This is a genomic window from Shewanella denitrificans OS217, from assembly GCF_000013765.1.
Lineage (GTDB): Bacteria > Pseudomonadota > Gammaproteobacteria > Enterobacterales > Shewanellaceae > Shewanella > Shewanella denitrificans.
Genome location: NC_007954.1, coordinates 4027358 through 4053303 on the forward strand (window position 1 = coordinate 4027358; position 25946 = coordinate 4053303).

At 45.3% G+C, this 25946-nt stretch carries 18 protein-coding genes; 11 read left to right on the plus strand and 7 right to left on the minus strand.

What is annotated here, in order from left to right; genetic code table 11:
- Nucleotides 1–6: 6 nt before the first annotated feature.
- The 7 genes from SDEN_RS17555 to ampD form a co-directional block, all read right to left on the minus strand.
- Nucleotides 7–4446, minus strand: a complete 4440-nt coding sequence (locus SDEN_RS17555; protein ID WP_011497798.1) for an EAL domain-containing protein — start codon at nt 4444–4446, stop codon at nt 7–9.
- Nucleotides 4447–4611: 165 nt separating this feature from the next.
- A complete protein-coding gene (lpdA, locus tag SDEN_RS17560; protein ID WP_011497799.1) occupies nt 4612–6042 on the minus strand; it encodes a dihydrolipoyl dehydrogenase in 1431 nt (476 codons plus the stop codon).
- 237 nt (nt 6043–6279) lie between these two features.
- Nucleotides 6280–8178: a pyruvate dehydrogenase complex dihydrolipoyllysine-residue acetyltransferase gene (aceF, locus tag SDEN_RS17565; protein ID WP_011497800.1), complete on the minus strand. Its 1899-nt coding sequence runs from the start codon at nt 8176–8178 to the stop codon at nt 6280–6282.
- A 13-nt stretch (nt 8179–8191) separates the two neighbouring features.
- Nucleotides 8192–10852 carry a pyruvate dehydrogenase (acetyl-transferring), homodimeric type gene (gene aceE / locus SDEN_RS17570; RefSeq protein ID WP_011497801.1) on the minus strand — a complete coding sequence of 887 codons (2661 nt, stop codon included), beginning with the start codon at nt 10850–10852 and terminating at the stop codon, nt 8192–8194.
- A gap of 101 nt (nt 10853–10953) precedes the next feature.
- Nucleotides 10954–11706, minus strand: coding sequence for a pyruvate dehydrogenase complex transcriptional repressor PdhR (gene pdhR, locus SDEN_RS17575; protein ID WP_011497802.1), 753 nt, complete (start codon nt 11704–11706; stop codon nt 10954–10956).
- A 340-nt stretch (nt 11707–12046) separates the two neighbouring features.
- On the minus strand, nt 12047–13030 hold the full coding sequence (gene ampE / locus SDEN_RS17580) for a beta-lactamase regulator AmpE (protein ID WP_011497803.1): 984 nt from the start codon (nt 13028–13030) through the stop codon (nt 12047–12049).
- An 80-nt stretch (nt 13031–13110) separates the two neighbouring features.
- Entirely contained in the window at nt 13111–13680 is a 570-nt protein-coding gene (gene ampD / locus SDEN_RS17585) for a 1,6-anhydro-N-acetylmuramyl-L-alanine amidase AmpD (protein WP_041405885.1), read from the minus strand.
- 355 nt (nt 13681–14035) lie between these two features.
- On the opposite strand from ampD, the gene nadC reads away from it, so the two are divergent.
- The 11 genes from nadC to SDEN_RS17640 all read left to right on the plus strand — a co-directional run bounded on the left by nadC (nt 14036) and on the right by SDEN_RS17640 (nt 25918).
- Nucleotides 14036–14911: a carboxylating nicotinate-nucleotide diphosphorylase gene (gene nadC / locus SDEN_RS17590; protein ID WP_011497805.1), complete on the plus strand. Its 876-nt coding sequence runs from the start codon at nt 14036–14038 to the stop codon at nt 14909–14911.
- An 856-nt stretch (nt 14912–15767) separates the two neighbouring features.
- Nucleotides 15768–16184 (plus strand): pilin, encoded by a 417-nt coding sequence (locus SDEN_RS17595; RefSeq protein ID WP_011497806.1) that lies wholly within the window; start codon nt 15768–15770, stop codon nt 16182–16184.
- 67 nt (nt 16185–16251) lie between these two features.
- Nucleotides 16252–17961, plus strand: a complete 1710-nt coding sequence (pilB, locus tag SDEN_RS17600) for a type IV-A pilus assembly ATPase PilB (protein WP_011497807.1) — start codon at nt 16252–16254, stop codon at nt 17959–17961.
- 176 nt (nt 17962–18137) lie between these two features.
- Nucleotides 18138–19406, plus strand: coding sequence for a type II secretion system F family protein (locus SDEN_RS17605; RefSeq protein ID WP_011497808.1), 1269 nt, complete (start codon nt 18138–18140; stop codon nt 19404–19406).
- A 157-nt stretch (nt 19407–19563) separates the two neighbouring features.
- Nucleotides 19564–20481: a prepilin peptidase gene (locus SDEN_RS17610; protein WP_011497809.1), complete on the plus strand. Its 918-nt coding sequence runs from the start codon at nt 19564–19566 to the stop codon at nt 20479–20481.
- Complete coding sequence (gene coaE, locus SDEN_RS17615) at nt 20481–21101, plus strand: dephospho-CoA kinase (RefSeq protein ID WP_011497810.1); 621 nt, start codon at nt 20481–20483, stop codon at nt 21099–21101. The genes SDEN_RS17610 and coaE overlap by 1 nt, the downstream gene beginning before the upstream one ends.
- A 9-nt stretch (nt 21102–21110) precedes the next feature.
- A complete protein-coding gene (gene zapD / locus SDEN_RS17620) occupies nt 21111–21854 on the plus strand; it encodes a cell division protein ZapD (protein ID WP_011497811.1) in 744 nt (247 codons plus the stop codon).
- Nucleotides 21855–21891: 37 nt separating this feature from the next.
- A complete protein-coding gene (locus tag SDEN_RS17625; RefSeq protein WP_011497812.1) occupies nt 21892–22116 on the plus strand; it encodes a DNA gyrase inhibitor YacG in 225 nt (74 codons plus the stop codon).
- An 8-nt stretch (nt 22117–22124) separates the two neighbouring features.
- Nucleotides 22125–22520 carry an 8-oxo-dGTP diphosphatase MutT gene (gene mutT, locus SDEN_RS17630; protein WP_011497813.1) on the plus strand — a complete coding sequence of 132 codons (396 nt, stop codon included), beginning with the start codon at nt 22125–22127 and terminating at the stop codon, nt 22518–22520.
- Between the two features lie 319 nt (nt 22521–22839).
- On the plus strand, nt 22840–25227 hold the full coding sequence (locus tag SDEN_RS17635) for a bifunctional diguanylate cyclase/phosphodiesterase (protein ID WP_011497814.1): 2388 nt from the start codon (nt 22840–22842) through the stop codon (nt 25225–25227).
- Between the two features lie 139 nt (nt 25228–25366).
- On the plus strand, nt 25367–25918 hold the full coding sequence (locus SDEN_RS17640) for a GNAT family N-acetyltransferase (RefSeq protein ID WP_011497815.1): 552 nt from the start codon (nt 25367–25369) through the stop codon (nt 25916–25918).
- The last annotated feature ends 28 nt before the right edge of the window (nt 25919–25946 follow it).

Consider the following 25946-nt stretch of genomic DNA (forward strand, 5'->3'; position numbering starts at 1 on the left):
GTGCATTTAACTGTCGAGCCCCAGATATATCTCCAGCTCATTTCTTGCCATGGGTTTGGCAAAATAATAGCCTTGAATAAGATAACAACCTCGGCTGAACACTTGCTCAAGCTGTTCATGAGATTCCACCCCTTCGGCAACCACCTCAAGCTTTAAATTACGTGCCAGTTCAACAATACTGCTGACAATGGCCTGATCGGCTTTATTAACGCCTATGTCAATCAAGAAGGACCTGTCTATCTTAAGGCTATTCACCTCGAAGTGACGTAAATACGCCAAAGATGAGTAGCCAGTGCCGAAATCATCGATAGAGACTTTAACCCCTAAGGCTTTAAGTTTACGCAGGTGGGCCTTGGCCACATGCAGCTCTTTCATTAACACGCCTTCGGTAATTTCAACCGTCAACAAAGACGCCGGCATGCCTGTTTCTGTTAATATGTCTTTCAAACCGTCAATAAAATCTGCCTGTCTAAAACTCACCGCGGACACATTAACCGACAATTTATAGGATTGTTCAAATTCAGTATGCCAACGGGCCGCATCTTGGCAGGCTTGTTTAAATACCCAGCGATCGATATCCACAATCAGGCCGCAAGACTCGGCCACTTTAATAAAAATATCTGGCCTAATTAAGCCATCTTCAGGATGGTGCCAACGGATCAATGCCTCCACACCAACCACCCTGTCTTGATGTAAAATATCCACTTGAGGTTGATAGTTAAGGGTAAACTCGTCACGCTCTATGGCTTTACGTAAATCCGCCTCAAGGCGTAAATGATACAGTGCCTCGGCATTACGTTCAGATGAATAGTATTGGAAATTCCCCCGACCTTCCTCTTTGGCGTGATACATGGCTAAATCGGCATTTTTTATTAAGGTTTCGGGATCGATACTGTCATCGGGCCACACGCTAATGCCAATACTGGTGGAAATAAAGAACTCACGCCCTTCTAGTTTAAAAGGCTGCTCTATAGTCTTTAATAAACTGTCTGCCACATGGTTAATACCATCGATATCCCCTGCATCTCGCAGTAAGATAACAAACTCATCGCCACCAAAACGGCACACGAGGTGATTCTCTGTCAGGCAAGATTGCAACCGCCGCGCAGCCTCCACTAGCAGGGCATCCCCCATGCTGTGGCCGTAAGAATCGTTAACATGTTTAAACCTATCTAGGTCTAGGAATAACAAGGCCAGTTTTTCATCATTTAATGTCGCGAACGAAATAATTTGCGTCAAGCGCCGCGTAAACATGGCGCGGTTGGCAAGCCCTGTAAGCACATCATTATTGGCTAAATAACGTAAGTTAAGTTCATTCTGTTTGCGCTCGCTAATATCTGAAAACACCAACACATAATGTTTAATTAGGCTGTTTTCTGCTTTCATCATTGAAATATTGATCCAAGCCGGAAAAGTGCGCTTATCTCGGCGAAGTAATTCTCGCTCACCATTCCATGAGGTACCATTGCCGAGCAACCCATCGACACTCAAGTTTATCTCACTCTTACGCACCAACTCAGATAATGACAAGCCTATGAGTTCATTAGGTTTAGTGGTGAAAATTAAATTTGCCGCCAAGTTACTGATGATCACAGTTTCATTTGCATCCAGGATCAGCATACCTTCGGTAGTATTCTCAAAGGCTTGGGCTAATAAATTAATCTCACTTTCAAGCTCTCGCTGAACTGAAATATCACTGTAAATCCCTGCCACCCGTGCAATGGCGCCAGTGCCAGGCTGATAATCCACAGCCCTGCCCCTTACCCTTAACCAACCACAACTGCCATCGGGTCGGTAATAACGATATTCTGACTCAAACAGTTCACCTTTATCTTCAAGCAAGGCTATCCATTCCCCACGGACCCTATCCCTGTCATTCTCATGTACTGGCAATTCTGACAGAGGGCAATGTACAAAATCTGCATCACCTAATAAGCCCGCGTTGTTATCCAAATAAATCATTTGCGTATCGCTGCGCCACTCCCACAGATCTGAGTCACTGCCTCGCAACGCCTGCCTTAATCTGTCATCACTGTCCACTAATGCCTGATTGATTTTCTTAAATCGTTCGACTTGCCGATGTCGATACCAGAGCATGGAAATGAATGCGATGAAAATACACAAGGACACAAGCCATTTAAACCATTGGGATTGCCACCAATTTTGTGTCAACTCAAAATCGAAACGATAGGCATCACTCACCCAGACACCGTTATTTTTATGCTTAATTTCTAAGGTATATTCACCCGCATTCAGACCTGAAATATTCAGCTGAGACTGATCTTCCAGTAGCAAAAATGGCCGCTCCGACGGGTCGTTCTTTTTCAAAATACGGTATTGTAAGGTGAGTGGTGTATCATCGAGGTAATCTGTGCTGCTCAGCTGAAAACTGATAAGGTTTGCCCCAGGCTCTATGACACTCAGCGCCTGGGGTCGCAAATAGGTATGAGTGTCTTTGCCATAATAGACAGAGACAGATTCGAGAAACACGCGATTGGTGTTTTGACGATGCTGTAATTTATTAGGTTCAACTAACATAGCCCCATCAGGGCTGCCTAGATAGAGCCCTTTATCCTGCCGATAAAACACACTGCCTTCGTTAAATTCATCAGAGATAAAACCATCATTCTGATCTAGCGTGGTTATTTCGCCAGTGGTTTTATCTTGGCGCACCAAAATGGCATTACACAGGATAAAATTGGCCGTCTTTGTGCTCACCATAGATAAAATTGCATCGCAGTCGAGCTGCCAATCTCGGGTTAAAGAGTGCAGACTATCAGTGCTGATTTGGTATTCAAACAGGCCTTGCTGCAGGGAAGCAAACCAAATCACTCCGGGAGAAACCTCCAGAAACGAGCCGATTTTCGACGGTATTTCTTGAGAAAAAAGCCCTAGTTTAGAGACATATTGACCTTGTTCATCCAAATAACCGAAGAAGCGGTTACCCGATAGCCAGAGTCTGCCTAAACTATCACGCAGCGTCGCAAAAATAATGGTACGAGAGGGGGCATCTTGTCCTAGTGCTAAAACATGTTCCACAGGATCTTTCATCCCAGACTGCCAATAATATAAGCCTTTATTGGTACCAAACCAGAGACGACCTGGCATACTCCAGTCAGCTTCTATGCTCAATACGATTTGGCCCGTCAATGACTCAATTCCCTGAGTCCAAGTAGCAAAACTCATACTTTCGCCCGTTTGTTTGTGCACCACAAACAAACCATTACTGGTACCCAGCACGAGATAATCAGCATTCAAACTATTAAGCCGATAAATGCTGTCATTCACCTCAAAACCTGGAGGGATGATACCCTGAGACGTGCTGCTGGACTCATGGATAACGGCTAAGCTGCCATCTGTACCCAGCCAGGTTTTATCTCCCTCGGAATAAATGGACCACACCATCTCAGTGTCGAGTTTATATTTTGAACTTTTGCTGTAAACATCCCTTAAAAAGTCAGCTTGGGGAGCAATCAGCGCCAGACCATCTCCAGAGCCCCCCACCCAAATAATTCCGCTGTCATCCACGGCCATGTCATGAATATAATCTATCCGTGCCCGCTGTTTAAGCTCATCACCATAGAGCACATAATCAGCCGTTTCGGGTCGCCATAAGATCAAGCCTTTACGGCTCGCAATCCACAAGTTCCCCTGCTTGTCTTCTAGCATTCGGCTCATAAAATAAGGCAGTTCTGAAATGATTTCTAGGCTCGAGGTCGCCTGTTCGAGTTTATGTAAGCCCTTGCTAGACAAAATCCATAATCGCCCTTTGCTATCCCTAAAAAGTCCCCGTATCGCTCCATAGGACTCTTTCCAAGGCAGGCTTGTCAGTAGCTCGCCTTCAGCGCTGCGCATCTCAAGTGTATGGGCACTGGCAAACAGTAAGCTGTTGTCACTGAGCTGTAGCATGTGACGCCAATTGACTTTATCGTCAAGTTTGCCTTTATGTATGAGCTGTAAACTAAAATCTTGTGAGTTGAAGCGATACAACTTGCCCGAAAATGTCAACAAGAGTAACTGACCATCTGCTTGCCTAACATAGGAAACAACGCCTTCATCAGCAAAGTAACGGCTCGATGAGGTTTTTCCCATTTCGGTGAAACGATTAGTGGGGATGTTATAGATGTATAACCGAGTTTGGCTACTGACGAGTAGATGATCCGAATCGATATTGGTCACTAAATTGATATAACTGTCGAATAGCTGACTCTCGCCTGCCGTCTTGTCTACTCGGCGGATCTTAGAGTTACTTAATCGGTACAGCCCCTGCTCAGTTCCGAGCCACACAAAGCCATCCTCACCAAAGCTTATGTCATTAATCGTTGCTGTGGATAGGCCATCTCTGGCACTAAACACTCTCTGCACGAGTTCTTGCGCCATGGAAGGCACAATGCAACTGATGAATAAAAGAAGAATAACAAAAAACGGTTTTAGCATAGAAGGCATGGGCTAAATACTCGAAAATAGGTCGCTTGAATTATGGGCTTTAGTCTTCATCCTTGCTGACAATAAGTTAAAATATCCAGTTTGTTCGGACAAATATAACACTCATGACTGATTTTAGAATAAAAAAAAGCACCCCTAAGGATGCTTTTTCTAAAATCTAATCAATTACTTCTTCTTTTTTGCCTTAGGATTAGGCAAGTCGGTAATCGAACCTTCATACATTTCTGCAGCAAGGCCTACAGACTCATGCAGAGTTGGGTGAGCATGGATGGTTAAGGCTAAATCTTCAGCATCACAACCCATTTCGATGGCTAAACCAATTTCACCTAATAGCTCGCCGCCGTTAACGCCAACAATAGCACCACCGATAACGCGATGAGTCTCTTTGTCGAAAATTAACTTGGTCATGCCATCGCTGGCATCTGAAGCGATTGCGCGGCCGCTGGCTGCCCATGGGAACGTCGCCGTTTCGTAAGCAATACCTTGCTCTTTAGCTTCTTTCTCAGTCAGACCAACCCAAGCAACTTCCGGATCTGTATAGGCAATCGATGGGATAACTTTTGGATCGAAGTAATGCTTCATGCCAGAAATCACTTCTGCCGCCACATGGCCTTCATGCACGCCTTTGTGAGCCAGCATAGGTTGACCCACGATATCACCGATAGCGTAGATGTGCGGTACGTTAGTACGTAATTGCTTGTCTACATTGATGAAACCACGTTCATCAACCGCAACACCGGCTTTTTCGGCTTCGAGGAGCTTGCCATTTGGCGTACGGCCAATGGCCACTAGCACTACGTCATAACGCACTGGCTCGCTTGGGGCTTTCTTGCCTTCCATAGTGACGTAGATACCATCTTCTTTGGCTTCTACCGCTGTCACTTTGGTTTCTAGCATAAGATTAAATTTGTCTTTAATCTTCTTAGTAAACACGCGAATAACGTCTTTATCTGCAGCTGGGATAACTTGGTCAAACATTTCAACCACGTCAATTTTACTGCCAAGGGATGCGAACACTGTGCCCATTTCTAGGCCGATGATACCGCCACCCATGACTAACATCTTGCCTGGTACTTCTTTTAGTTCTAAGGCGTCAGTCGAATCCCAAATACGTGGGTCTTCATGGGGAATAAATGGCAGTTTGATTGGGCGTGAGCCTGCAGCAATAATGGCTTGCTCGAAAGTCACCACAGTGACTGTGCCGTCTTCAGCCGTCACTTCAAGGGTGTTAGGGCTGGTAAATTTACCCAGACCGTTAACCACGTTAACTTTACGCATCTTAGACATGCCGCCTAATCCGCCGGTTAACTGGCCAATCACTTTCTCTTTAAAACCGCGTAACTTGTCTAAATCAATCTTTGGCTCGCCAAACACGACGCCGTGTGCAGCAACGGCTTTAGCTTCTTCAATCACTTTAGCAACGTGCAATAAAGCCTTTGAAGGGATACAACCAACATTTAGACACACACCACCTAAAGTGCTGAAACGCTCAACAATGACAGTGTCTAAGCCTAGGTCTGCTGCACGAAACGCCGCAGAATAACCCGCAGGACCCGCACCTAATACAACTACCTGAGTTTTAATTTCGTTGCTCATGTTTTCCTCTATCCTTTGCAATTGGCGGGCAAACCGCCTTGTAGCCAGATCATGTTAGTTGAGCGCATTTTACACTTTGTTTAACACTAATCACAATCCTAGTAGGCTCGATTCACTCGTCTCTTTATGTAAACAAAATAGGCTGCCTGAATTCTCAAGCAGCCTTTATACCCAATCAACCTCGCCTTTTAGGAGCCACTCATTACTTTGCATCTTGAAGTTGACTGGGTATAGGTATTACAACACTAAGGTACGAATATCTGATAAGCACTGATTCAGATAGGTAATAAACCTTGCTCCATCAGCGCCGTCAATCACACGGTGATCGTATGATAGTGACAACGGTAGCATTAAGCGTGGAGCGAACTCTTTACCATTCCACACTGGTTTAAAGTCAGATTTAGACACACCTAAGATAGCCACTTCCGGCGCATTGACTATTGGTGTAAATGCTGTGCCGCCAATACCGCCAAGGCTTGAAATAGTGAAACAGCCGCCTTGCATATCAGATGCCGTTAACTTGCCATCGCGAGCTTTTTTCGATACCTGTTTAAGCTCGTTCGATAACTCGTGGATGCCTTTTTTATTGACATCTTTAAACACAGGCACCACAAGACCGTTTGGCGTATCAACCGCAATACCAATGTTGACATACTTCTTCAAAATTAAGCTTTCGCCATCTTCTGATAATGAAGAGTTAAACGTTGGATAAGCTTCTAAGGCTTTAGCGACCGCTTTCATGATGAACACCAGTGGGGTGATCTTCATGCCAGAATCTTTCTTAGCTTCTAGTGCATTTTGTGCCTTACGGAAGTCTTCAAGCTCGGTAATATCGGCATCATCCCACTGAGTAACATGAGGGATTTTCACCCAGTTACGGTGAAGGTTAGCACCAGAAATCTTCTGAATACGCGATAAAGGCTTAACTTCAGTTTCGCCAAACTTGTTAAAGTCAACTTTTGGCCATGGGAGTAGATTTAGCTCACCGCCGCCATTACCTGCTGATTTAACCGCGCCAGATTCAACTTGCTTGACCGCCGCTTTCACGTAGTTTTGCACGTCTTCTTTAACCACACGACCTTTGCGACCAGTGCCTTTTACGTTAGCCAGGTTAACCCCTAGCTCACGGGCCATGCGGCGAATAACAGGTGATGCATGGGCATAAGCACTGTTTTCAACAAAATCTTCTTTTGCCACTACAGAAGCTGTTTGTGCAGGAGCCGCCGGCGCTTGAGTCGCTGCAACGGGTGCACTGACTGCAGGAGTCGCAGCTTGCGCGCTACCCGCCACCTCAAAGGTCATAATTAATGAGCCAGTTGATACTTTATCGCCTTGGCTAACAATAATTGACTTCACGGTTCCAGCAAATGGTGTTGGCACTTCCATAGCCGCTTTATCGCCTTCAACGCTAATTAAAGATTGCTCTTCTGCAACTGTGTCACCCACTTTTACCATCACTTCGGTAACTATGACTTCGTCGCCACCGATATCGGGTACGTTAACATCCTGAACCGCTGCAGTGGTTGCCACTGCAGCTACCGCTTGTGGAGCAGCTTGTGTTGCAGGAGCCGCAGTTGGTGCGCTGCCTGCCACTTCAAATACCATCACAAGTGAGCCAGTTGAGACGTTATCGCCAACAGCCACTTTGATTTCTTTAAGCACACCTGCAAAGGGTGCAGGCACTTCCATCGCCGCTTTGTCGCCTTCAACGCTAAATAAGGCTTGCTCCTCGGTAATGGTGTCGCCAAGCTTAACTAAAATTTCGGTCACTGACACTTCATCGCCGCCAATATCTGGCACATGCACTTCTTTTAGCACAGGAGCAGCACTTGCCGCTGACGCACTAGCGACAGACGCTTGTGGTACAGCACTGGCAACGGGTGCTTGTGATGCTGCAGGCGCGGCATCTGACTCAAAAATCATAATTAATGAGTCGGTCGCGACCTTGTCGCCCACTTTCACTTTAATTTCTTTCACAATCCCCGCAGCAGAGGCTGGTACTTCCATTGCAGCTTTATCGCCTTCAACAGAAATCAGCGATTGTTCTTCTTCAACCTTGTCACCTACGCTAACTAAGATCTCAGTAACTTCAACCTCATCCGCACCTATATCCGGTACATTAATTTCGATTGCCATTGTATATTGCCTCTTATGCGTATAATGGGTTGGTCTTTTCGGTGTCGATAGCGAACTTAGCAATCGCTTGTGTTACGACTGACTTTTCGATATCGCCACGTTTAGCCAGTTCACTCAGCGCCGCTACCACCACATATCCGGCATTGACTTCAAAGTGACGGCGTAAGTTTTCACGGCTATCTGAGCGGCCAAAACCATCGGTACCCAATACTTTGTAAGACACAGACGGCATGTAAGCACGTACTTGCTCAGCATAGTTCTTCATATAGTCAGTCGCAGCAATCGCAGGCTCAATGCCCAAGACTGTGGTGATATAAGCTTGCTTGGCGTCCGATTCAGGGTGCAGCATGTTGTAACGCTCAGTGTCTTGACCATCACGAGCAAGCTCGTTAAATGAGGTCACTGAGAATACGTCTGATGCCACATCATATTCTTCACTTAGAATTTGCGCCGCTTTACGTACTTCGTTCATTATTGTGCCTGAGCTCATTAGCTGTACTTTCTTGCTGCCTTTGTGCGACTCAAGCTTATAAATCCCCTTACGAATGCCTGCTTCGCTACCTGCTGGCATGGCTGGCATGGCGTAGTTTTCATTCATTAAGGTTAAGTAATAGAACACGTTTTCTTGGTTGCCATACATACGACGAATACCGTCTTGGATGATAACCGCGACTTCATAAGCAAATGTTGGATCGTATGAAATACAGTTAGGAATCGTGCTTGCTTGAACATGGCTGTGGCCATCTTCATGCTGTAAACCTTCACCATTTAAGGTAGTACGACCCGCTGTTGCGCCAAGTAAGAAACCACGCGCTTGTTGGTCACCTGCAAGCCATGCCATATCACCTACACGTTGGAAACCAAACATAGAGTAGTAAATATAGAAAGGGATCATGGGTAAATTGTTAGTGCTGTACGAAGTTGCCGCGGCAACCCAAGATGACATAGCACCTAACTCGTTAATCCCCTCTTGCAATACTTGACCTGAGGTGGCTTCTTTATAGTAAGACACAACGGCGCGATCTTCAGGAGTATAAGTTTGACCTGATGGGTTATAAATACCTATTTGACGGAATAAGCCTTCCATACCAAAGGTACGTGCTTCATCGGCAATAATTGGCACGATATTCTGGCCGATGCCTTTATCTTTAAGCAGAATATTTAAGGTACGCACAAACGCCATTGTTGATGAAATTTCGCGCTTTTGCTCTTCAAGCAGTGGCGTAAATTCTTCCAGTGCGGGCAGGGTTAAACTCTCTGTGAAATTAGGTAAACGCTGCGGCGTGTAGCCATGTAGCGCTTTACGACGAGCATGTAAGTACTCGTGCTCTTTAGAACCCTCTTCAAGAGTTAAATAAGGTAAAGACTCGACCACTTCATCGGTTAACAGATCTTGTAGGCCTAAACGATCACGTAATTGAAGCACATGGGTCATGTCCATTTTCTTCACTTGGTGAGCGATGTTTTTACCTTCTGCGGCCTCACCCATGCCATAACCTTTAACGGTTTTAGCTAAAATAACCGTTGGGCGCCCCTTAGTTTCTTGCGCGTTTTTATAAGCCGTGTACAGCTTAGATGGCTCATGACCACCACGCTTCAGGGCGAAGATTTCTGCATCTGTCATATCAGACACTAATGCCGCAGTTTCTGGATATTTACCAAAGAAGTGCTTACGGACATAAGCGCCATCTTTTGATTTAAAGGTTTGATAGTCACCGTCAACGGTTTCATTCATTAATTGCAATAACTTACCTGAGGTGTCTTTGGCAATTAGCGCATCCCAGTTGTTACCCCAAATCACCTTGATAACGTTCCAACCTGCACCACGGAATAAACCTTCAAGCTCTTGAATAATCTTACCGTTACCCATTACAGGGCCGTCGAGGCGCTGTAAGTTACAGTTAATTAAAAAACATAAGTTATCGAGTTTTTCACGGGCAGCAAACGAAATAGCGCCACGAGATTCTGGCTCGTCCATCTCGCCATCACCTAAGAAGGCGTAAACCCGCTGCGCAGAAGTATCTTTTAGGCCACGACCGTCAAGGTATTTTAAGAAACGCGCTTGATAAATGGCCGACATTGGACCTAAGCCCATAGATACCGTTGGGAACTGCCAAAACTCAGGCATTAATTTAGGGTGTGGATACGAAGGGATGCCTTTTCCATCCACTTCCTGACGGAAGTTATCTAATTGATCCGCCGTTAAACGACCTTCAACAAAGGCACGAGCATAAATACCTGGGGAGATATGGCCTTGATAATAGACTAAATCGCCACCGTCTTTTTCATTAGGTGCGCGGAAAAAGTGGTTAAAACAGGTTTCGTAAAACGCGGCTGAAGATTGGTAAGACGCCATGTGGCCGCCAAGATCTAAATCTTTTTTCGATGCGCGCAACACTATCATGATTGCGTTCCAACGTATGATAGAACGGATACGGCGCTCTAATGTGGTATCCCCTGGATACGCTGGCTCATCTTTGGTGGCAATGGTGTTAACATAGTTGGTAGTCACGCCAGTCGGCATATCAACGCCATCTAAGCGAGCTTTATCTAGTACTTGTTCAAGTAAGTACTGAGCACGTTCCACACCTTCTTCGCGTACAACAGATTCTAAAGCAGACAACCACTCGCTAGTTTCTTGTGGATCAACATCTTTTAGCATATGTTCAGACATTGGCAATGCTTTCCTATACGTTTGCTTAACCCACAATTGCAGATTAAGTTTATGTTTTAAAATGAACTAAAGTGTCAGGCTTGGCGCTTAAAGAGCTTGGCCTATCCACCGCTCTTTAAACGTCGCAGACTACGCTGCAATCGACTATCTTCTTCCCGCACTGCCAGCATGATCTCTTCAATGTAACTTAAATGTTCATTAGAGGCTTCGCGGGCGGCGTCAGGATCACGGCGAACGATGGCAGCAAGCAAGGCTCGTCTGTGTTCGTTTGCCATTTTGGAGGCTTCTTCGCGTCGGCTGAGAAGTTCCAGGTTCTGGGCCACATTTTTATGCAGCACAGGAGTTAAACTGAGTACTAAATGCAACATGGCCACATTGTGTGAGGCCTCGGCGACGGCGCGATAAAATCGTACTATGGCATCCGCTTGGGCCTCTATTTCTGTGGCCTTTTCAACTTCGAGAATGCAATTTTGAATATTTTGCATATCGGCATCGTTGCCACGTAGCGCTGCAAAGTAGGCCATCATGCCTTCGGTGGCATGGCGAAACTCCAGTAAGTCATACTGACTTTCCGAATCGTTGTGCATCAGCTCAACGATGGGATCGGCAAGACTCTGCCACAGTTGTTCCTTAACATAAGTGCCTCCACCTTGACGGCGCATTAGCAGGCCTTTGGCCTCTAATTTTTGAATAGCCTCACGCAAAGAAGGCCGTGACACTTCAAATTGCACGGCGAGTTCTCGTTCTGGGGGGAGTTTCTGACCTGGCTGTAAGCTGCCCTCGAGGATCATACGTTCGAGTTGCTCCATGATCACATCAGAAATCTTTGGCTGGGTAATCTTGCTATAAGCCATCTGGCCCTCAATCATTCTGTCAATTGGTCTTACCAATTTATATGAGAGCGCGCACTTTATCAAATCTGCTAATTTATGTCTAGGGAGACCAAACTCACCCGACCAATGGTATTAGCTTATAACAGTGCTACAAAGCGCAAACCCACAGCATAGACGAAAAATCGCGACAAGGGGTCAGACCATTTGACAAACTGGAGGTAAATCCATCTTATCTATTAGCCAGAGTGACATAATATGAAGCTAACCAAGGGAACCAATCGAAGTTTGAGTTAATAAAGTAAGGCAAAAGACAATGGAGAGAGCCAACAGCTGCCTGCTCGCTCCACATGGGCTGATGAGGCTAACTGACCACGCCAAAAATAGTGAGCACAGACAATACCGTCAGTAGCAGGATAAAGTTACGCTTACTGAGTTCAAGTAGCGCCAAGGTTTCACGCACGCTCAGAGGGGCATTTTTAGCAGAGTCGCTATCTAGGGTGTCATCGGCAAGCATTTCGGACACTATACTCGCCTCTGAGGCTAAGGCTGTCTCGGTAATCAAGGTTTTAGCACCACTATGCCATTGCAGTGCCAGCTTACGCCAAATCAGCATTCCCGATGAAAACTGGCCACTCAATACGAAACCAAAACTAAAAATACGACTGGGCAGCCAATCCAATAACTTTTGAATTTCTTGCACTAACGGCATCTTAATATGGCTCGGTTCATCTGCAAGCTCGGCATTGTCAGCTACAACACCTTGTTCTAGCAGCGCTTGCTTAGCCGTTTGGCAATGTTGTAATTGATTATTAAGACTTAATTCTCGCTGACTATAGTAACGCACAGTGCAGTACAAGACGGCACCCACTGGGCCTAAGAAAATAAGAAATAACGCGACCGCGCCATAGTAGCGATAGTTGATCCAGGCCGATATTTGCCCGACCTTGGCACCTAAGTCACGTTCATTTACCGCATCGAGACACTCACAGCAATCGAGTTCGCTGGCATAGCGAAAGCTTGCTTGCACATCACTGCGACACGCCGCTTGGATATATTTTTTAAAGGTATCTCTGAGGTTTTGGTGGCTAAAGCAGATAACAGACACAAAAATCCACGCGAGCAAATTAAATAATCCGAAAAATAACCCATCGAGCAAATACAAGATTAACCCTAAGATAATCGCTGGCAATGCCATGGCTAACAAGGCGCCACTGGTAGAAGCTAATGAATCCCGATCCCAAAAGCGCTTATGATAGCTTTGCATTAATGCATCAAATTGCCACTGACTGGGCAGCAGACGCAAACGCTCGACTAAGATGGCGATAAGCAGCGAAAAAAGTGCCATATTGATGTTTTCCTAATGCTGGGCTGGGGTTAAAAGATCATAACTTTTCTTAACTTCAGATATTGTTAATACAACAGGGGCTAGCGTCTAGCCAAGCTCGCGCCTAATTCGGCTCGATAAGCTGCCCAGTCGAAACTTTCACCGGGATCCGTCTTACGCCCGGGAGCAATATCACAATGACCAACAATATTATCTAGGCTAATCATAGGGTATTGCGCCATTAACACCAAGGTTAAGGCAGTTAAGCACTGATATTGCGCTTGGCTATAGGGGATAGAATCTGTGCCCTCAAGCTCTATGCCAATGGCGAAATCATTGCAATTTTGTCGACCCAAAAACTCAGAGAGCCCCGCATGCCAAGCTCTATCGTCACAACTGACGTATTGCACTAGCTCGCCATCGCGGCGAATTAAGAAATGTGCCGATACCCGCAAACCTTCAAGCTCAGCAAAACTGGCATCGGCATCGATGGCAAGACACCCTTGAAACAACTGGTCAATATAAGGCTTGCCGAATTGCCCTGCTGGCAAGCTGATATTATGAATAACCAGCAGACTGACCTCAGCATTGGGGCGCGCATTAAAGTGCGGCGATAAACAATGACGCGCTTCATTTAACCAGCCGTGAGTTAAGCTCAATCCGTCATTCATCTTGGGTTCCATTTTCTCTGTGCTCAAATAGCTTGAGTTACTTGTTACTTGTTACTTGTTACTTGTTACTTGTTACTTGTTACTTGTTACTTGTTACTTAGGGAATGATAATTAGTGAATAGCAATCGGGCAAAGTGAAGCCGCAATCTGCCTAGCCCTATTGTTAATATCAACGTTAATATCATCATAAGTTAACAGCTATCTTACTGACAAAAAACTACTAAGTCCTAAATACAAGTATGTTAATCTATTGAGTATTAAACAAGATCCCATGACGCTAAAATCTGCCATCATCTTCGCCTGCTGTAAATCGCACAATGAAGTTGTCAGAGTCAGCCTGTAGCAAGGAATTTTTATGTTAGAAAATGACATCCGCCATTCAGTCAAAACCGCACTCAATGAAGATTTAGGCCATAACGAGCATCAAAGTGTCGAAGCCATGCTTAATGCCGATATCACGGCTATGCTTATCCCTGCTGAAAAGCAGGTTAGAGGCACACTGATTACCCGTGAAGACGGCGTTTTCTGTGGCAAAGCATGGGCCGAACAGGTATTTAATCAATTGGGCGGTCAAGTTGCCCTGCACTGGCATGTGGATGATGGCGATCTGGTGGTTGCGAATCAGGTATTGTGTGAGCTCTCTGGCTCAGCCCGAGTGATTTTAACCGGTGAGCGCACCGCAATGAACTTCATTCAAACCTTATCTGGGGTGGCAAGCCTGACTAAGCGTTATGTTGATAAGCTCGCTGGCACTCAGACTCGCCTGCTCGATACTCGAAAAACCATCCCTGGCCTTCGCACTGCGCAAAAATATGCTGTCACCTGTGGCGGCGGTAAGAATCATCGCATTGGCTTGTTTGATGCGTTCCTTATTAAAGAAAACCACATCATGGCCTGTGGCGGTATCGCTGAGGCCATACAAGCGGCGCGAGCATTACATAATGATAAGCCGGTCGAAGTGGAAGTTGAGTCCCTCGATGAGCTGAAGGCAGCCCTCGATGGTGGCTGCGACATCATAATGCTAGATAACTTCGATATCACCATGATGCTTGAAGCTGTGGCAATCAATAATGCCTATAAAGAAGGCGGCAGAGGCGCAAAGCTTGAAGTCTCAGGCAACGTCACCTTAGATACCTTGGCCGACTTTGCTAAAACAGGGGTGGATTATATTTCTGTGGGGGCATTAACTAAGCATGTTAGGGCGCTGGATTTATCACTGCGGCTAAAATAACCCTTAGTGTTATCTACTAGCTCTATCTAATAGCTCTACCTAAATAGCCAAACGCCATCTAGCCTTCCTATGATGGCCTCTTCACCCGCTTGTCATGGTTATATTTTAAGCAACAATTTCAGCCAGAGCCCAGCAACAATTGCATCCTTAATACTTTTGACTCACGTCAATAAACCGGCAGGAAAACGCAAAAGCCAATTAATCACTAAGGTTAGCTCAAGTGTCAAAAAAATGTTATAACTTGAAGCTCTAAAAACACGCAAGCTAACAATATTTAATTGTTTTTTTGATTTTTATGCATTGTGGCTATTTCAATTTCAGTAACTTTATACTAACTTTTACCACAGGCGAGATGGCCTTTCGGCCAGACAGCGATGTTAAAAATATAAGGCGACCCACTTAAGGCTAGACTAAAGTTATTTCGACAATCATTTTCAACCCAGCTTTCGACCGCAGGCTTTCTTGAACAGGAATGCTTTCTTGAGCAGGATAGTTTAGGAACTAAGTGTTCGAAAGTATAAATGTAGAAAGTGTGGTAAGTGTGGAAAGTGTAGGAATAGCTAAACCTTAGCCAAATTTAGGTCACCTTTTAAATATCTCTGTTTTGCCGAAACGACATACGAAAGGAAGCCAATTTTCATCAAGCAAAATGTAACGATGAAAAACAACTGAATTTCAAACCGCCACAAAATCTAGTGCTTACGCTAGTGCAAGTGGCACAACAGCAGAAGCACATTAAGCGTAAATGCTTGATCGCTTTAGAAGCAACTTAAAACTTGAGGCCGCAGCGTAGCTTTACAGGATGTAATATTAAACCAGGGATGACGCTAGAATACGGACTCGATGGAGAAATAATATGAAATCAATTAAGCAAATGAAAAACGCCAAAGGCTTCACGTTAATCGAATTAATGATCGTAGTGGCGATCATAGGTATTTTAGCTGCAGTCGCACTGCCTGCATACCGTGATTACACTGGTGCTGCTCACGGTGGCGCGGCAATGAAAGGATTGGGCGCGTATACATCTAAAGCCGTAACCTGTGTGCAATCTGGTGTTGCCTGTGACTCAATTAATCAAGACATGCTAAATGTTCCTGAATTAGGTGCTGCAGTTGGTACTTTTGCGGAAGGAACTGGTGGTAGCATTACTTTTAATGAAGGTAGTTGTTCAGTAACTGCAGCCATTAACCCGACTGGGGCAGTAGATTTCACAGCAACAACGACTGGGTCAGGTGCTACAGCAGCCCAGTGTCAAGATGGTGCTGGGATCTAAAGTATAAAAGGTATCTAGAAGAAGGAGGGCAATCATTGCCCTCCTTTATATTTAACAGCGAGCATACATGCCCTCAACTGCGCTTCATCTAGGCCTCTCCAATTTGTTTATTCGCAAGGGTCTCCTTAGCGAAGACATCATGGCCTCCGCCATCGCCGATTCACGTAAAAATAAACACTCGCTAGTAGCAACCCTGATTAACGGCAAGCACTTATCCGCTCGTGAAATTGCCGAGCTGTGCCATGAAGAATATGCCACCCCGCTATTAGACTTAGCAGAATTCGATGTTGCCGCCATCGCGGAAGACTTATTAAATAAAAAACTTATCGCCAAACATCAGTGCTTACCGCTATTTAAGCGCGGTAATCGCCTCTATATTGCTACCTCTGACCCCACCAATATTACCGCATTGGAAGATTTTCAATTTAGCTTAGGCCTGCACGCCGAAGCCATTTTGGTGGAAGACGATAAGCTCAGCAAGGCCCTAGAGAAGGTCATCGAAGATGATATTACTGGGTTAGATCTAAACGGCATGGATGAAGCCGCCCTCGCTGGCATTGAAATCACCGACACAGACAAGCGTCATGAAGAGCCAGGCGGTGAAAGCAGTGACGATGCACCCATCGTTATTTACATTAATAAAATCCTCACCGATGCCATACGTAAAGGCGCCTCAGATTTGCATTTTGAGCCCTATGAGAAGCGCTATCGCATTCGTTTTCGCATCGATGGCATACTCCATGAAGTCTCAGAGCCGCCAGTGGCACTTTCCGGGCGTATTTCGGCCCGCTTAAAGGTGATGTCAAAACTTGATATTGCCGAGCGCCGCGTGCCACAAGATGGCCGCATCAAGATGAAGCTATCCCGCACTAAATCTATCGACTTTCGTGTTAGCACCTTGCCCACCATCTGGGGTGAGAAAATCGTAATGCGTATTTTGGACTCTTCATCGGCGCAGTTAGGTATTGAAAAACTTGGCTATGAAGACGATCAACGCTTGCTCTATGAAGAAATGCTCGCCAAGCCTCAGGGGATGATTTTAGTCACAGGCCCCACGGGCTCAGGTAAAACCGTGTCCTTGTACACAGGTCTTAATATTCTCAATACCGAAGAGCGTAATATTTCCACCGCAGAAGACCCAGTTGAAATTAACCTCGAAGGGGTGAATCAGGTCCATATCAATTTAAAAGCCGGCCTGACGTTTGCGTCAGCCCTGCGCTCATTTTTGCGCCAAGATCCGGATGTGGTCATGGTGGGTGAAATACGTGACTTGGAAACTGCAGAAATCGCTATTAAGGCGGCGCAAACCGGCCACTTAGTGCTATCGACACTGCATACTAACTCGGCGGCGGAAACCCTAACCCGCCTCATTAACATGGGTGTGCCTGGTTATAACATTGCAAGTTCGGTGAATTTAATTATCGCTCAGCGTTTGGCAAGGCGCCTGTGTCCCGAGTGCAAACATGCCGAAGATATTCCTGTGGCCGAGCTGCAGCGCTTAGGCTTTCAACAAGCTGATATCGACAAAGGTTTCACTGTGTTTAAGCCCGTTGGCTGTGAGTTTTGCTCCGGTGGCTATAAGGGCCGTTTAGGCGTATATGAAGTGATGAAGATGTCTGATGATATTGCCCGCACCATAATGGAAGGCGGTAACTCATTGCAAATTGCCCGCATCGCCAAAGAGCAAGGCATGCGGGATTTACGCCAATCGGGTCTGTTAAAAGTAATCCAAGGCCTAAGTAGCATCGCCGAGATCAATCGTATCACCAGCTCTTAGCGCTTGAGCTTAGCTCTTGTGCTAAGCGCTTAGCGAATAGCCATATTTTAATCTCTAGCTTAGTTATTCGTATTAGAAAGTGGCTAAAATTTCCAGTTCAAAAGCATCCAAACCGCTGATTTAAATGCTATGTTAACACTATACTTTTCCAATAATGTCACCCAAGGAGCGGCTTTATGGCAACTGCCAGCGCAAGTAAAAGGCCTGCAAAAAAGAAAAATGATGTTAAGCATCAGCCTAAGGTGTTTACCTTTCAGTGGAAAGGTGTAAATAGAGATGGTCAGAAAACCGCAGGTGAGCTACGTGGCACCAGTATCAGTGAAATCAAGGGCATACTCAAATCACAAGGGGTAACCCCCAAAGGGGTCAATAAAAAATCGGCCCCGTTATTTAAGCTGTTCGAGCCACAGATTAATGCCATGGATACCACCATGCTCACTCGCCAAATTGCAACTATGTTGGCCGCTGGCGTGCCCTTAGTCACCACTTTAGAACTATTAGGCCGTGGCCATGAAAAACCTAAAATGCGTGAACTCCTCGCCATTATCATCGCCGATGTGCAATCGGGTATTCCTCTTTCTAATGCACTAAGACCCCACAGGCGCTATTTTGACGACCTCTATGTGGATTTAGTCGCAGCAGGCGAGCATTCTGGCGCCTTAGATCTGGTGTTCGATCGCATCGCCATCTATAAAGAAAAAGCCGAGGCGCTCAAGTCAAAAATCAAGAAAGCCATGTTCTACCCCGCCGCCGTAGTTGTGGTTGCGGTGGCGGTCACTGTGTTACTCCTGCTATTCGTGGTGCCACAATTTGAAGATATTTTCGCCGGATTTGGCGCAGAACTGCCCGCATTTACCCAACTAGTACTGGGTATTTCACGTGCCTTGCAAGCCTCATGGCATGTTATTTTTGCTGCCATAGGGTTAGCGATTTTCTTGTTCGTGAGAGCACACAGAAGCTCGCAAATGGTGCGGGACAGAGTCGATGAAATAGTGCTTAAAATCCCCGCCATTGGCGATATTTTACATAAAGGCGCCATGGCGCGCTTTGCCCGTACCTTAGCCACCACCTTTGCGGCAGGTGTGCCATTAATCGATGGCTTAGAATCTGCCGCTGGCGCCTCCGGTAATGCCGTGTATCGCAAGGCATTACTTAAAGTCAAGCAAGAAGTGACTTCAGGCATGCAGATGAATGTCGCCATGCGTACTACTAACCTTTTCCCTGATATGCTCATTCAAATGGTGATGATAGGCGAAGAATCTGGTTCACTGGATAATATGCTCAACAAGGTGTCGAACATCTATGAAATGCAGGTGGATGATGCGGTGGATGGACTATCTAGTTTAATCGAACCTGTGATGATGGTGGTGATAGGCACTCTAGTTGGTGGCCTTATCGTTGCCATGTACCTACCTATCTTCCAAATGGGTAAAATTGTCAGCTAAGCTTAAGCAGTTAGCAGTTAGCAGTTAGCAGTTAGCAGTTAGCAGCAATGATAACTAGCTGATGACAATTGATTTATTCTAAGTAATTTATAACAATCAAATTTATATAAAAGAATTTGTAAAACCTAATTTATAACAACTAAAAGAACCAGTACAGATGAGTGAATTTATCGCCCTTATGGGCCAATATCCTGTTATTTTTATCAGTGTTTGCTTTATTTTTGCCGCCACCATAGGCAGCTTTCTTAACGTGGTTATCCACCGTCTACCTGTAATGATGAAGCGTGAGTGGCAAGCTGAATGTAATCAATACTTACAAGAGTATCACCCGGATATAGTCAAAGACGTCAGCCTGAAACGCTTAGAAAAACCGTTAGATAGTTTCCCCGAACGTTATAACTTGGTAGTGCCTAATTCCTGCTGCCCTAAATGCAATGCCGCCATTAAGCCTTGGCATAACTTACCTATCCTTGGCTGGTGCATGCTAAAAGGAAAGTGTGCTCAGTGCCAACAGGCTATTTCTGTACGCTATCCCGTTATCGAACTACTCACAGGGCTTATGGTTGCTGTCTTAGCTTGGCACTTTGGCCCTACAAGTCAGTTTTTGTTTGCCTCCCTACTGACCTTTGTCTTGATAGCATTGACTGGCATAGATCTCGATGAAATGCTATTGCCAGACCAGCTTACTATGCCGCTGCTTTGGCTAGGCTTGTTGATTAATTTACAAGGCGTATTCACAAGTCCGACTGATGCCATCATAGGGGCAATTGCTGGTTATATGAGCCTATGGTCGGTGTTTTGGCTATTTAAACTCGTTACGGGTAAGGAAGGCATGGGTTACGGTGACTTTAAACTTCTGGCGGTGTTTGGCGCCTGGCTTGGTTGGCAAATGCTGCCATTGATAATTTTACTGTCTTCATTAGTGGGTGCAGTTGTCGGGATTGCGCTGATTTTAAGTAAAAAACTCAATCAAGGAAATCCGATCCCATTTGGTCCTTACATCGCCATGGCTGGTTGGATAGCGCTTATTTGGGGCAATGACATAGTTAATTGGTATCTAGGCACCTTCTTGTGATGGAACATAAATTTATAGTCGGCCTCACGGGTGGCATAGGCAGTGGAAAGACCACTGTTTCAGATATGTTTAACCAACATGGAATAACCATAGTCGACGCCGACCTTGTCGCTCGTGAGGTCGTAGCCCCTGAAAGCACAGGCCTTAAGGCCATAGTCAGTCACTTTGGTGAGCGAGTATTGCAAGCAGATGGCCAATTAGATAGAGCAAAACTCAGGATAGAAATATTCGACCAGCCTGAGCAAAGAGAATGGCTGAATAACTTATTACACCCCATGATCCGCCAGCTGATGTTTTCCCAGATTGAACAAGCCCAATCTGCCTATGTCATTCTGGTTGCACCCTTGCTATTCGAAAATGAGTTAGATAAGTTAGTCAACAGCACCTTAGCGGTGGATATTTCACCACAATTACAAGTAAGCAGAACGTCAAGCCGGGATAATGTCGAGCCAGAACAAGTACAAAAAATTATCGCCAGCCAGATAAGTCGTGAACTTAGGCTCGAAAAAGCCAATAAGATCATCGAAAATACTGGCGATTTTGACTATTTACGTCAGGCTGTCGCTAAGTTGCATCAAGAATATTTACGCCAAGCACAAGTTACCCAAGGGGAGCGATAAGCTATCACAATGAAACCGCTGATTTATGAGCAACCTTTAAATGAAAAAGTACGCAGCTATCTGCGTCTGGAATACTTAGCTCAGCAATTAGCCCAGGCGATTGCCTCTGATCAGCAGCACAATGGCTTTTATCCCTTGTTTTCATTATGCGAAATGACAGATAGGTGTGATTTTCGCTCTGAAGTGCTCAAAGATTTGGATAGACAAATTCTAGTGCTTAATAAATGGCAAGACTTGCCTCACGCCGATACCCAGCAGATTAATCTATTGATAAATAGACTCAATCAAGCCAAGGGGCCACTACAGCAACCAGAACGCATTGGTGTCGCACTCAAGCAAGATAAATTCATTAGTGCACTTAGACAGAAGTTTTCCATGCTGGGCGCCTGTTGTAACTTTGATTTGCCCCAACTGCACTGCTGGCTCGCCAAATCTTGGAGTGATAGACAGCAAGATCTTACCACTTGGCTAACTCACTACCACCCACTGTTAGAGCCCATTTGTTTATTGCTGGAATTGAGCCGCAGTACGGCTGAGTTTGTCCCCGCCACAGCTCACGCGGGCTTTTATCAACAGGATTGCACCCAAGTACTTTCTTTAGTGCGAGTTAAGCTCACTGCAGACAGTGAGTGCTACCCGATCATTAGTGGTCACAGAAATCGCTTCGCGATCCATTTCGTTGATTTCCAGCAGCAGAAGCATTCTGACAAAAGCATTCAATTCTTTCTGGCTACCTGTAGCGCCAACCATTAAAATACCTTTAACTTGCTTATGGAAGAAACCTTATATTATGTCATTAGTTGTCCAGTGCCCCATCTGCCAATCGTCTGTCCCATGGACTGACGATGCTAAATTCAAACCCTTTTGCAGTGAGCGCTGCAAACTTATCGACCTAGGCGATTGGGCTTCAGAAAAACACGTTATACCGGTAAAATCCCCATTCGAAGCGGGTCTACTGGATCCTGATCTTCTGGATGATGCCGGATTCGAACAAGACGATTTTTTTAAGGAATAACTAAGCCGATGAAACGTGTTCATGTTGCCGTAGGCATCATAGTCAATTCACAGCAGCAAATTCTGCTGGCTAAACGTCATGGTCATTTACATCAAGGTGGCAAATGGGAGTTTCCCGGCGGTAAAGTCGAAGCCGATGAAACTGTCACCCAAGCCTTGATCCGCGAATTGAAAGAAGAAGTGAATCTCTCTGTCGTTTCGAGCTCGGTTTTTATGTCCATCAGCCACGATTACCCAGATAAACAAGTTTTGCTAGACATACATTTAGTCCAAGATTTTAGCGGTGAAGCGATTGGCGTTGAAGGTCAGCAGATAGTCTGGGTCAACCAAGCACAATTAAAAGATTATGAGTTCCCCGAAGCCAACCTGCCTATTTTAGAAAAAATATACCAGGAACTCGGCTAGTACCAGCAGCAAACTGAATACAAGGCCACTCAAAGAATGGGAACCGTAAACTCACACACAAAGCCATAAAAAGGTGGCGATGGCGCTGGCCACAAGAGAGGTAACCAAATACATCCCAAACTACTTAGACTGTTTGAGAACCTTTTAAGCCAATGATAGCCATATAACAATATCACATTAACCATGCGGACACTGTTAACGTGAACAAAACCAATGTGATGGGTATAAAGATTAAATTTACACTTATCTATTGGTTGAATATTGCTCATTTTCGATTTATCTGACTACACTCAGATCTGTGCTCAATCGAGGATTGCATATGCTAATGGATCTAGCCCAGACTCCCCAATACAAACCCCACCAAAGTTTAGGCCGCTGGATGCTTGTCGGTATGTCGGCACTCTTGCTAACCACTGGTGCCTGCTTTCTATTTTTTGCCCACCAATTGATGGAGGCTCGCTTCGATAGTTTCGATGCTAAGCACTATGAGCAAGAGCTCATGCGAGTGAATGGGGTCTTTAAACAAAGCCGTCAATCTTTTGAACTGCTCCTCACCGATTATGCCCATTGGGATGATACCGAGCAATTCACCTTAGGCACCAACCCCGAATTTATCCAAGAAAACTTGGTTCCAGAATCACTGATAAACATTCAAGTTAATGGTTTTATCATTACTCACCTCGATGGCAGTTTAGTCACTGCGCCGCATCTGGTGATGGACAACGAGTTAGTGCCTATGCCTGAGTCCATCTGGCAAACATTTTCAGCATTACTCCCAAGCTTGATGACGCCTGATAAGCTCAGTGCCAATACGGCACTAGCATGGGTGGGCACTGACGCCATAATGATCACTGGCTCCACCATCACAGACACAATCAAAAGCCATGACCCTAGTGGCTATTTATTTTTTATCCGCAAGCTCGATAGCAAGATTATGCAAGGTTTCAAAAACATGACTCTAGTCGATTTTGAGTTATTACCTGCGCCTATTAGCCAAAATGCGCAAGTGGAAATCCATACCCTACTAGTGAATGATGAGCCCCATTGGATAGTGGATAAAAACCTTGCTGGGCTACCCGCCAAGATAAAAGTACAAGGAGGCACCTTCCTTGAAGAAGAGCGTAGCTTAACCTTGTTATTATTGGCCTTAAGTGTGGCCGGCCTTAGTCTCATTTCCCTTTTGGGAGTCTTTTGGATAATGAACTTTAAAGTATTGAAAAGAATACGCTTATTCTCAGCGCTTGCGGATCAACACAGACAAGCGCCTGAGCAAAGCATTCATTGGCCAATAGTGGGCAAGGATGAGCTAGATAATTTAGCCATATCCCTAAATGAGTTTATTAGTGAAGTGGGCAAACGTCATGATGATTTAAGTTATTTGGCTGAGCATGATGCCTTAACGGGCTTAGGCAACCGCCGCTTACTCATGTCCCGTTTAGATGCCAATATGAATCACCACCAAAGAAACCCAAAATTCATCAGTACCTTGCTGCTATTAGATCTCGATAGTTTCAAATTATTAAACGATGGTTTAGGCCACAGTGCTGGAGATGACATACTCAGACTCGTTGCCAAACGCATGCTGGCCATGGTTCGAAACTACGATACTGTGGTACGCCTAGGGGGAGATGAATTTGCCATTTTATTAGAAAATGTCGAACCTGAAATGGTGCTGCCCTTTGCCGAGCGTTTACATCAACAAATTTATGAATCATTTGAATACAATGGCCATAAACTTAAGTTAAAAGCCTCGATTGGTTTAGCGGCAGTAAAATCCGCTTTATCTAAAGAAGATGTGATCCGCAATGCCGATCTTGCCATGTACGAAGCCAAGCGTAAGGGCAGAAATCAAACCGTCGTATTTAGAGTGGATTTACTGGATGCCGTCTCACGTCGATTGCAATTAGAGCAAGCGTTACAAGAAGCCCTTAACCACCAAGAATTGGAAGTCTGGTTTCAACCTATTGTCGATGCTCGCAATGGAAAGGTTGTCGCCATGGAAGCCTTATCCCGCTGGTTTTTAGATGGAATTTTCGTTCCTCCCGATGAGTTTATCAAAATTGCCGAAGCCTCGGGCATGATCACTAAATTGGGTAAGCAAGTGTTCGATAATGTCGGCGCTTCACTGGCGGACCTTAGGCTTAACTACCCCGACCTTATCTGTAATATTAATTTATCCGTGCGCCAATTTCGTGACTCTAATTTGGAGGAAGATATAGTCGACTGCGCCACTAAATATCAGTTACCCAGCTCAGCGATACATTTAGAGCTAACCGAAAGCATGATCGCCACATCAGAAACAGAAATTCTACCCACCATGTGCGCTTTAGTGGACAAAGGCTATAAATTCCACCTCGATGACTTCGGCACGGGCTACTCCTCCCTTGAGCGCCTACGTAATTTACCCTTCGACACCTTAAAAGTGGACCGTAGCTTTATCACCCCACTGGGAAAGGGGGATGATGTGATGGTGAGAAATATTATTAATATCGGCAATGAGTTAGGCATGAGCTTGATTGCCGAAGGGGTCGAAACAGAAACAGAAGTGCATAAGCTATTACAGCTAGGTTGCTGGGATATTCAAGGTTACTATTTTGCCCGCCCCATGCCACTGGCCAAATTGAAACTGTGGCTTGCGGAAAACCAAACCCAAATAGCTCAGCAAACCTTTACCCAACAAAAGCACACTCAAGGCTATATCATTTAGCATGGCAACAGGGTTCACCTAGATACCACCTAAATATCACAACAGATTAACATCGTGATATATTCCATCCTGGCCGAATGAGAAAGCCGCCCTGAGTTAATTAGACCTAAAAAATACAGATAATGAGTGTGGAAAGAAGATGATAAGAAACCTAACACCAAGCGATTTTGCTCAAGTCATTTCCCTTGGGGAGCAAGTGCATGGTGCCAACTACCTAGACTTGGACACGCTCAAACATTATTACCAGCTAGGGATAAAAGACGGCATTAATGCGCACTTTGTCGCAGAGCAAGCAGGTGAAATCATAGGTTTCAGGCTGACATTTACGGCCAATCAGTGGACCTTAGATGAATGGTGTAGCCCCGCCCTTTGGGGGGTTGAAATAGATAAGGTCTGCTACTTTAAGTCCAACACTTTAGCCGAAAAAGCCAGAGGCCAAGGCATAGGCGGTGACTTGTTAGCACAGTCCATCGCGGCCGTTAAAGCCCAAGGTGCCAAAGCTGGCGTTAGTCACCTATGGAAACAAAGCCCACACAATGCGGCGGTGCGCTACTTCACTAAGGCCGGTGGCCGCTTGATTAAAGAGCACCCAGGCAGATGGAATCAAGCCAATGATGGCAGTGACTATCTCTGCGTACTCTGTGGCAATGATTGCCACTGTACTGCCTGTGAAATGCTGATTAACTTCTAGTAACTAATCATCAAAAACTGAATAACAA

Bases quoted from the DNA above. Each gene is read 5' to 3' on its own strand.
- ampD (WP_041405885.1), bottom strand. From the start codon at position 13,680: ATGAATGACGGATTGAGCTTAACTCACGGCTGGTTAAATGAAGCGCGT.
- pdhR (WP_011497802.1), bottom strand. From the start codon at position 11,706: ATGGCTTATAGCAAGATTACCCAGCCAAAGATTTCTGATGTGATCATG.
- SDEN_RS17605 (WP_011497808.1), top strand. From the start codon at position 18,138: ATGGCAACTGCCAGCGCAAGTAAAAGGCCTGCAAAAAAGAAAAATGAT.
- mutT (WP_011497813.1), top strand. From the start codon at position 22,125: ATGAAACGTGTTCATGTTGCCGTAGGCATCATAGTCAATTCACAGCAG.
- aceE (WP_011497801.1), bottom strand. From the start codon at position 10,852: ATGTCTGAACATATGCTAAAAGATGTTGATCCACAAGAAACTAGCGAG.
- coaE (WP_011497810.1), top strand. From the start codon at position 20,481: ATGGAACATAAATTTATAGTCGGCCTCACGGGTGGCATAGGCAGTGGA.
- aceF (WP_011497800.1), bottom strand. From the start codon at position 8,178: ATGGCAATCGAAATTAATGTACCGGATATAGGTGCGGATGAGGTTGAA.
- SDEN_RS17640 (WP_011497815.1), top strand. From the start codon at position 25,367: ATGATAAGAAACCTAACACCAAGCGATTTTGCTCAAGTCATTTCCCTT.
- pilB (WP_011497807.1), top strand. From the start codon at position 16,252: ATGCCCTCAACTGCGCTTCATCTAGGCCTCTCCAATTTGTTTATTCGC.
- SDEN_RS17555 (WP_011497798.1), bottom strand. From the start codon at position 4,446: ATGCCTTCTATGCTAAAACCGTTTTTTGTTATTCTTCTTTTATTCATC.
- SDEN_RS17635 (WP_011497814.1), top strand. From the start codon at position 22,840: ATGCTAATGGATCTAGCCCAGACTCCCCAATACAAACCCCACCAAAGT.
- SDEN_RS17625 (WP_011497812.1), top strand. From the start codon at position 21,892: ATGTCATTAGTTGTCCAGTGCCCCATCTGCCAATCGTCTGTCCCATGG.
- nadC (WP_011497805.1), top strand. From the start codon at position 14,036: ATGTTAGAAAATGACATCCGCCATTCAGTCAAAACCGCACTCAATGAA.
- SDEN_RS17595 (WP_011497806.1), top strand. From the start codon at position 15,768: ATGAAATCAATTAAGCAAATGAAAAACGCCAAAGGCTTCACGTTAATC.
- zapD (WP_011497811.1), top strand. From the start codon at position 21,111: ATGAAACCGCTGATTTATGAGCAACCTTTAAATGAAAAAGTACGCAGC.
- ampE (WP_011497803.1), bottom strand. From the start codon at position 13,030: ATGGCACTTTTTTCGCTGCTTATCGCCATCTTAGTCGAGCGTTTGCGT.
- SDEN_RS17610 (WP_011497809.1), top strand. From the start codon at position 19,564: ATGAGTGAATTTATCGCCCTTATGGGCCAATATCCTGTTATTTTTATC.
- lpdA (WP_011497799.1), bottom strand. From the start codon at position 6,042: ATGAGCAACGAAATTAAAACTCAGGTAGTTGTATTAGGTGCGGGTCCT.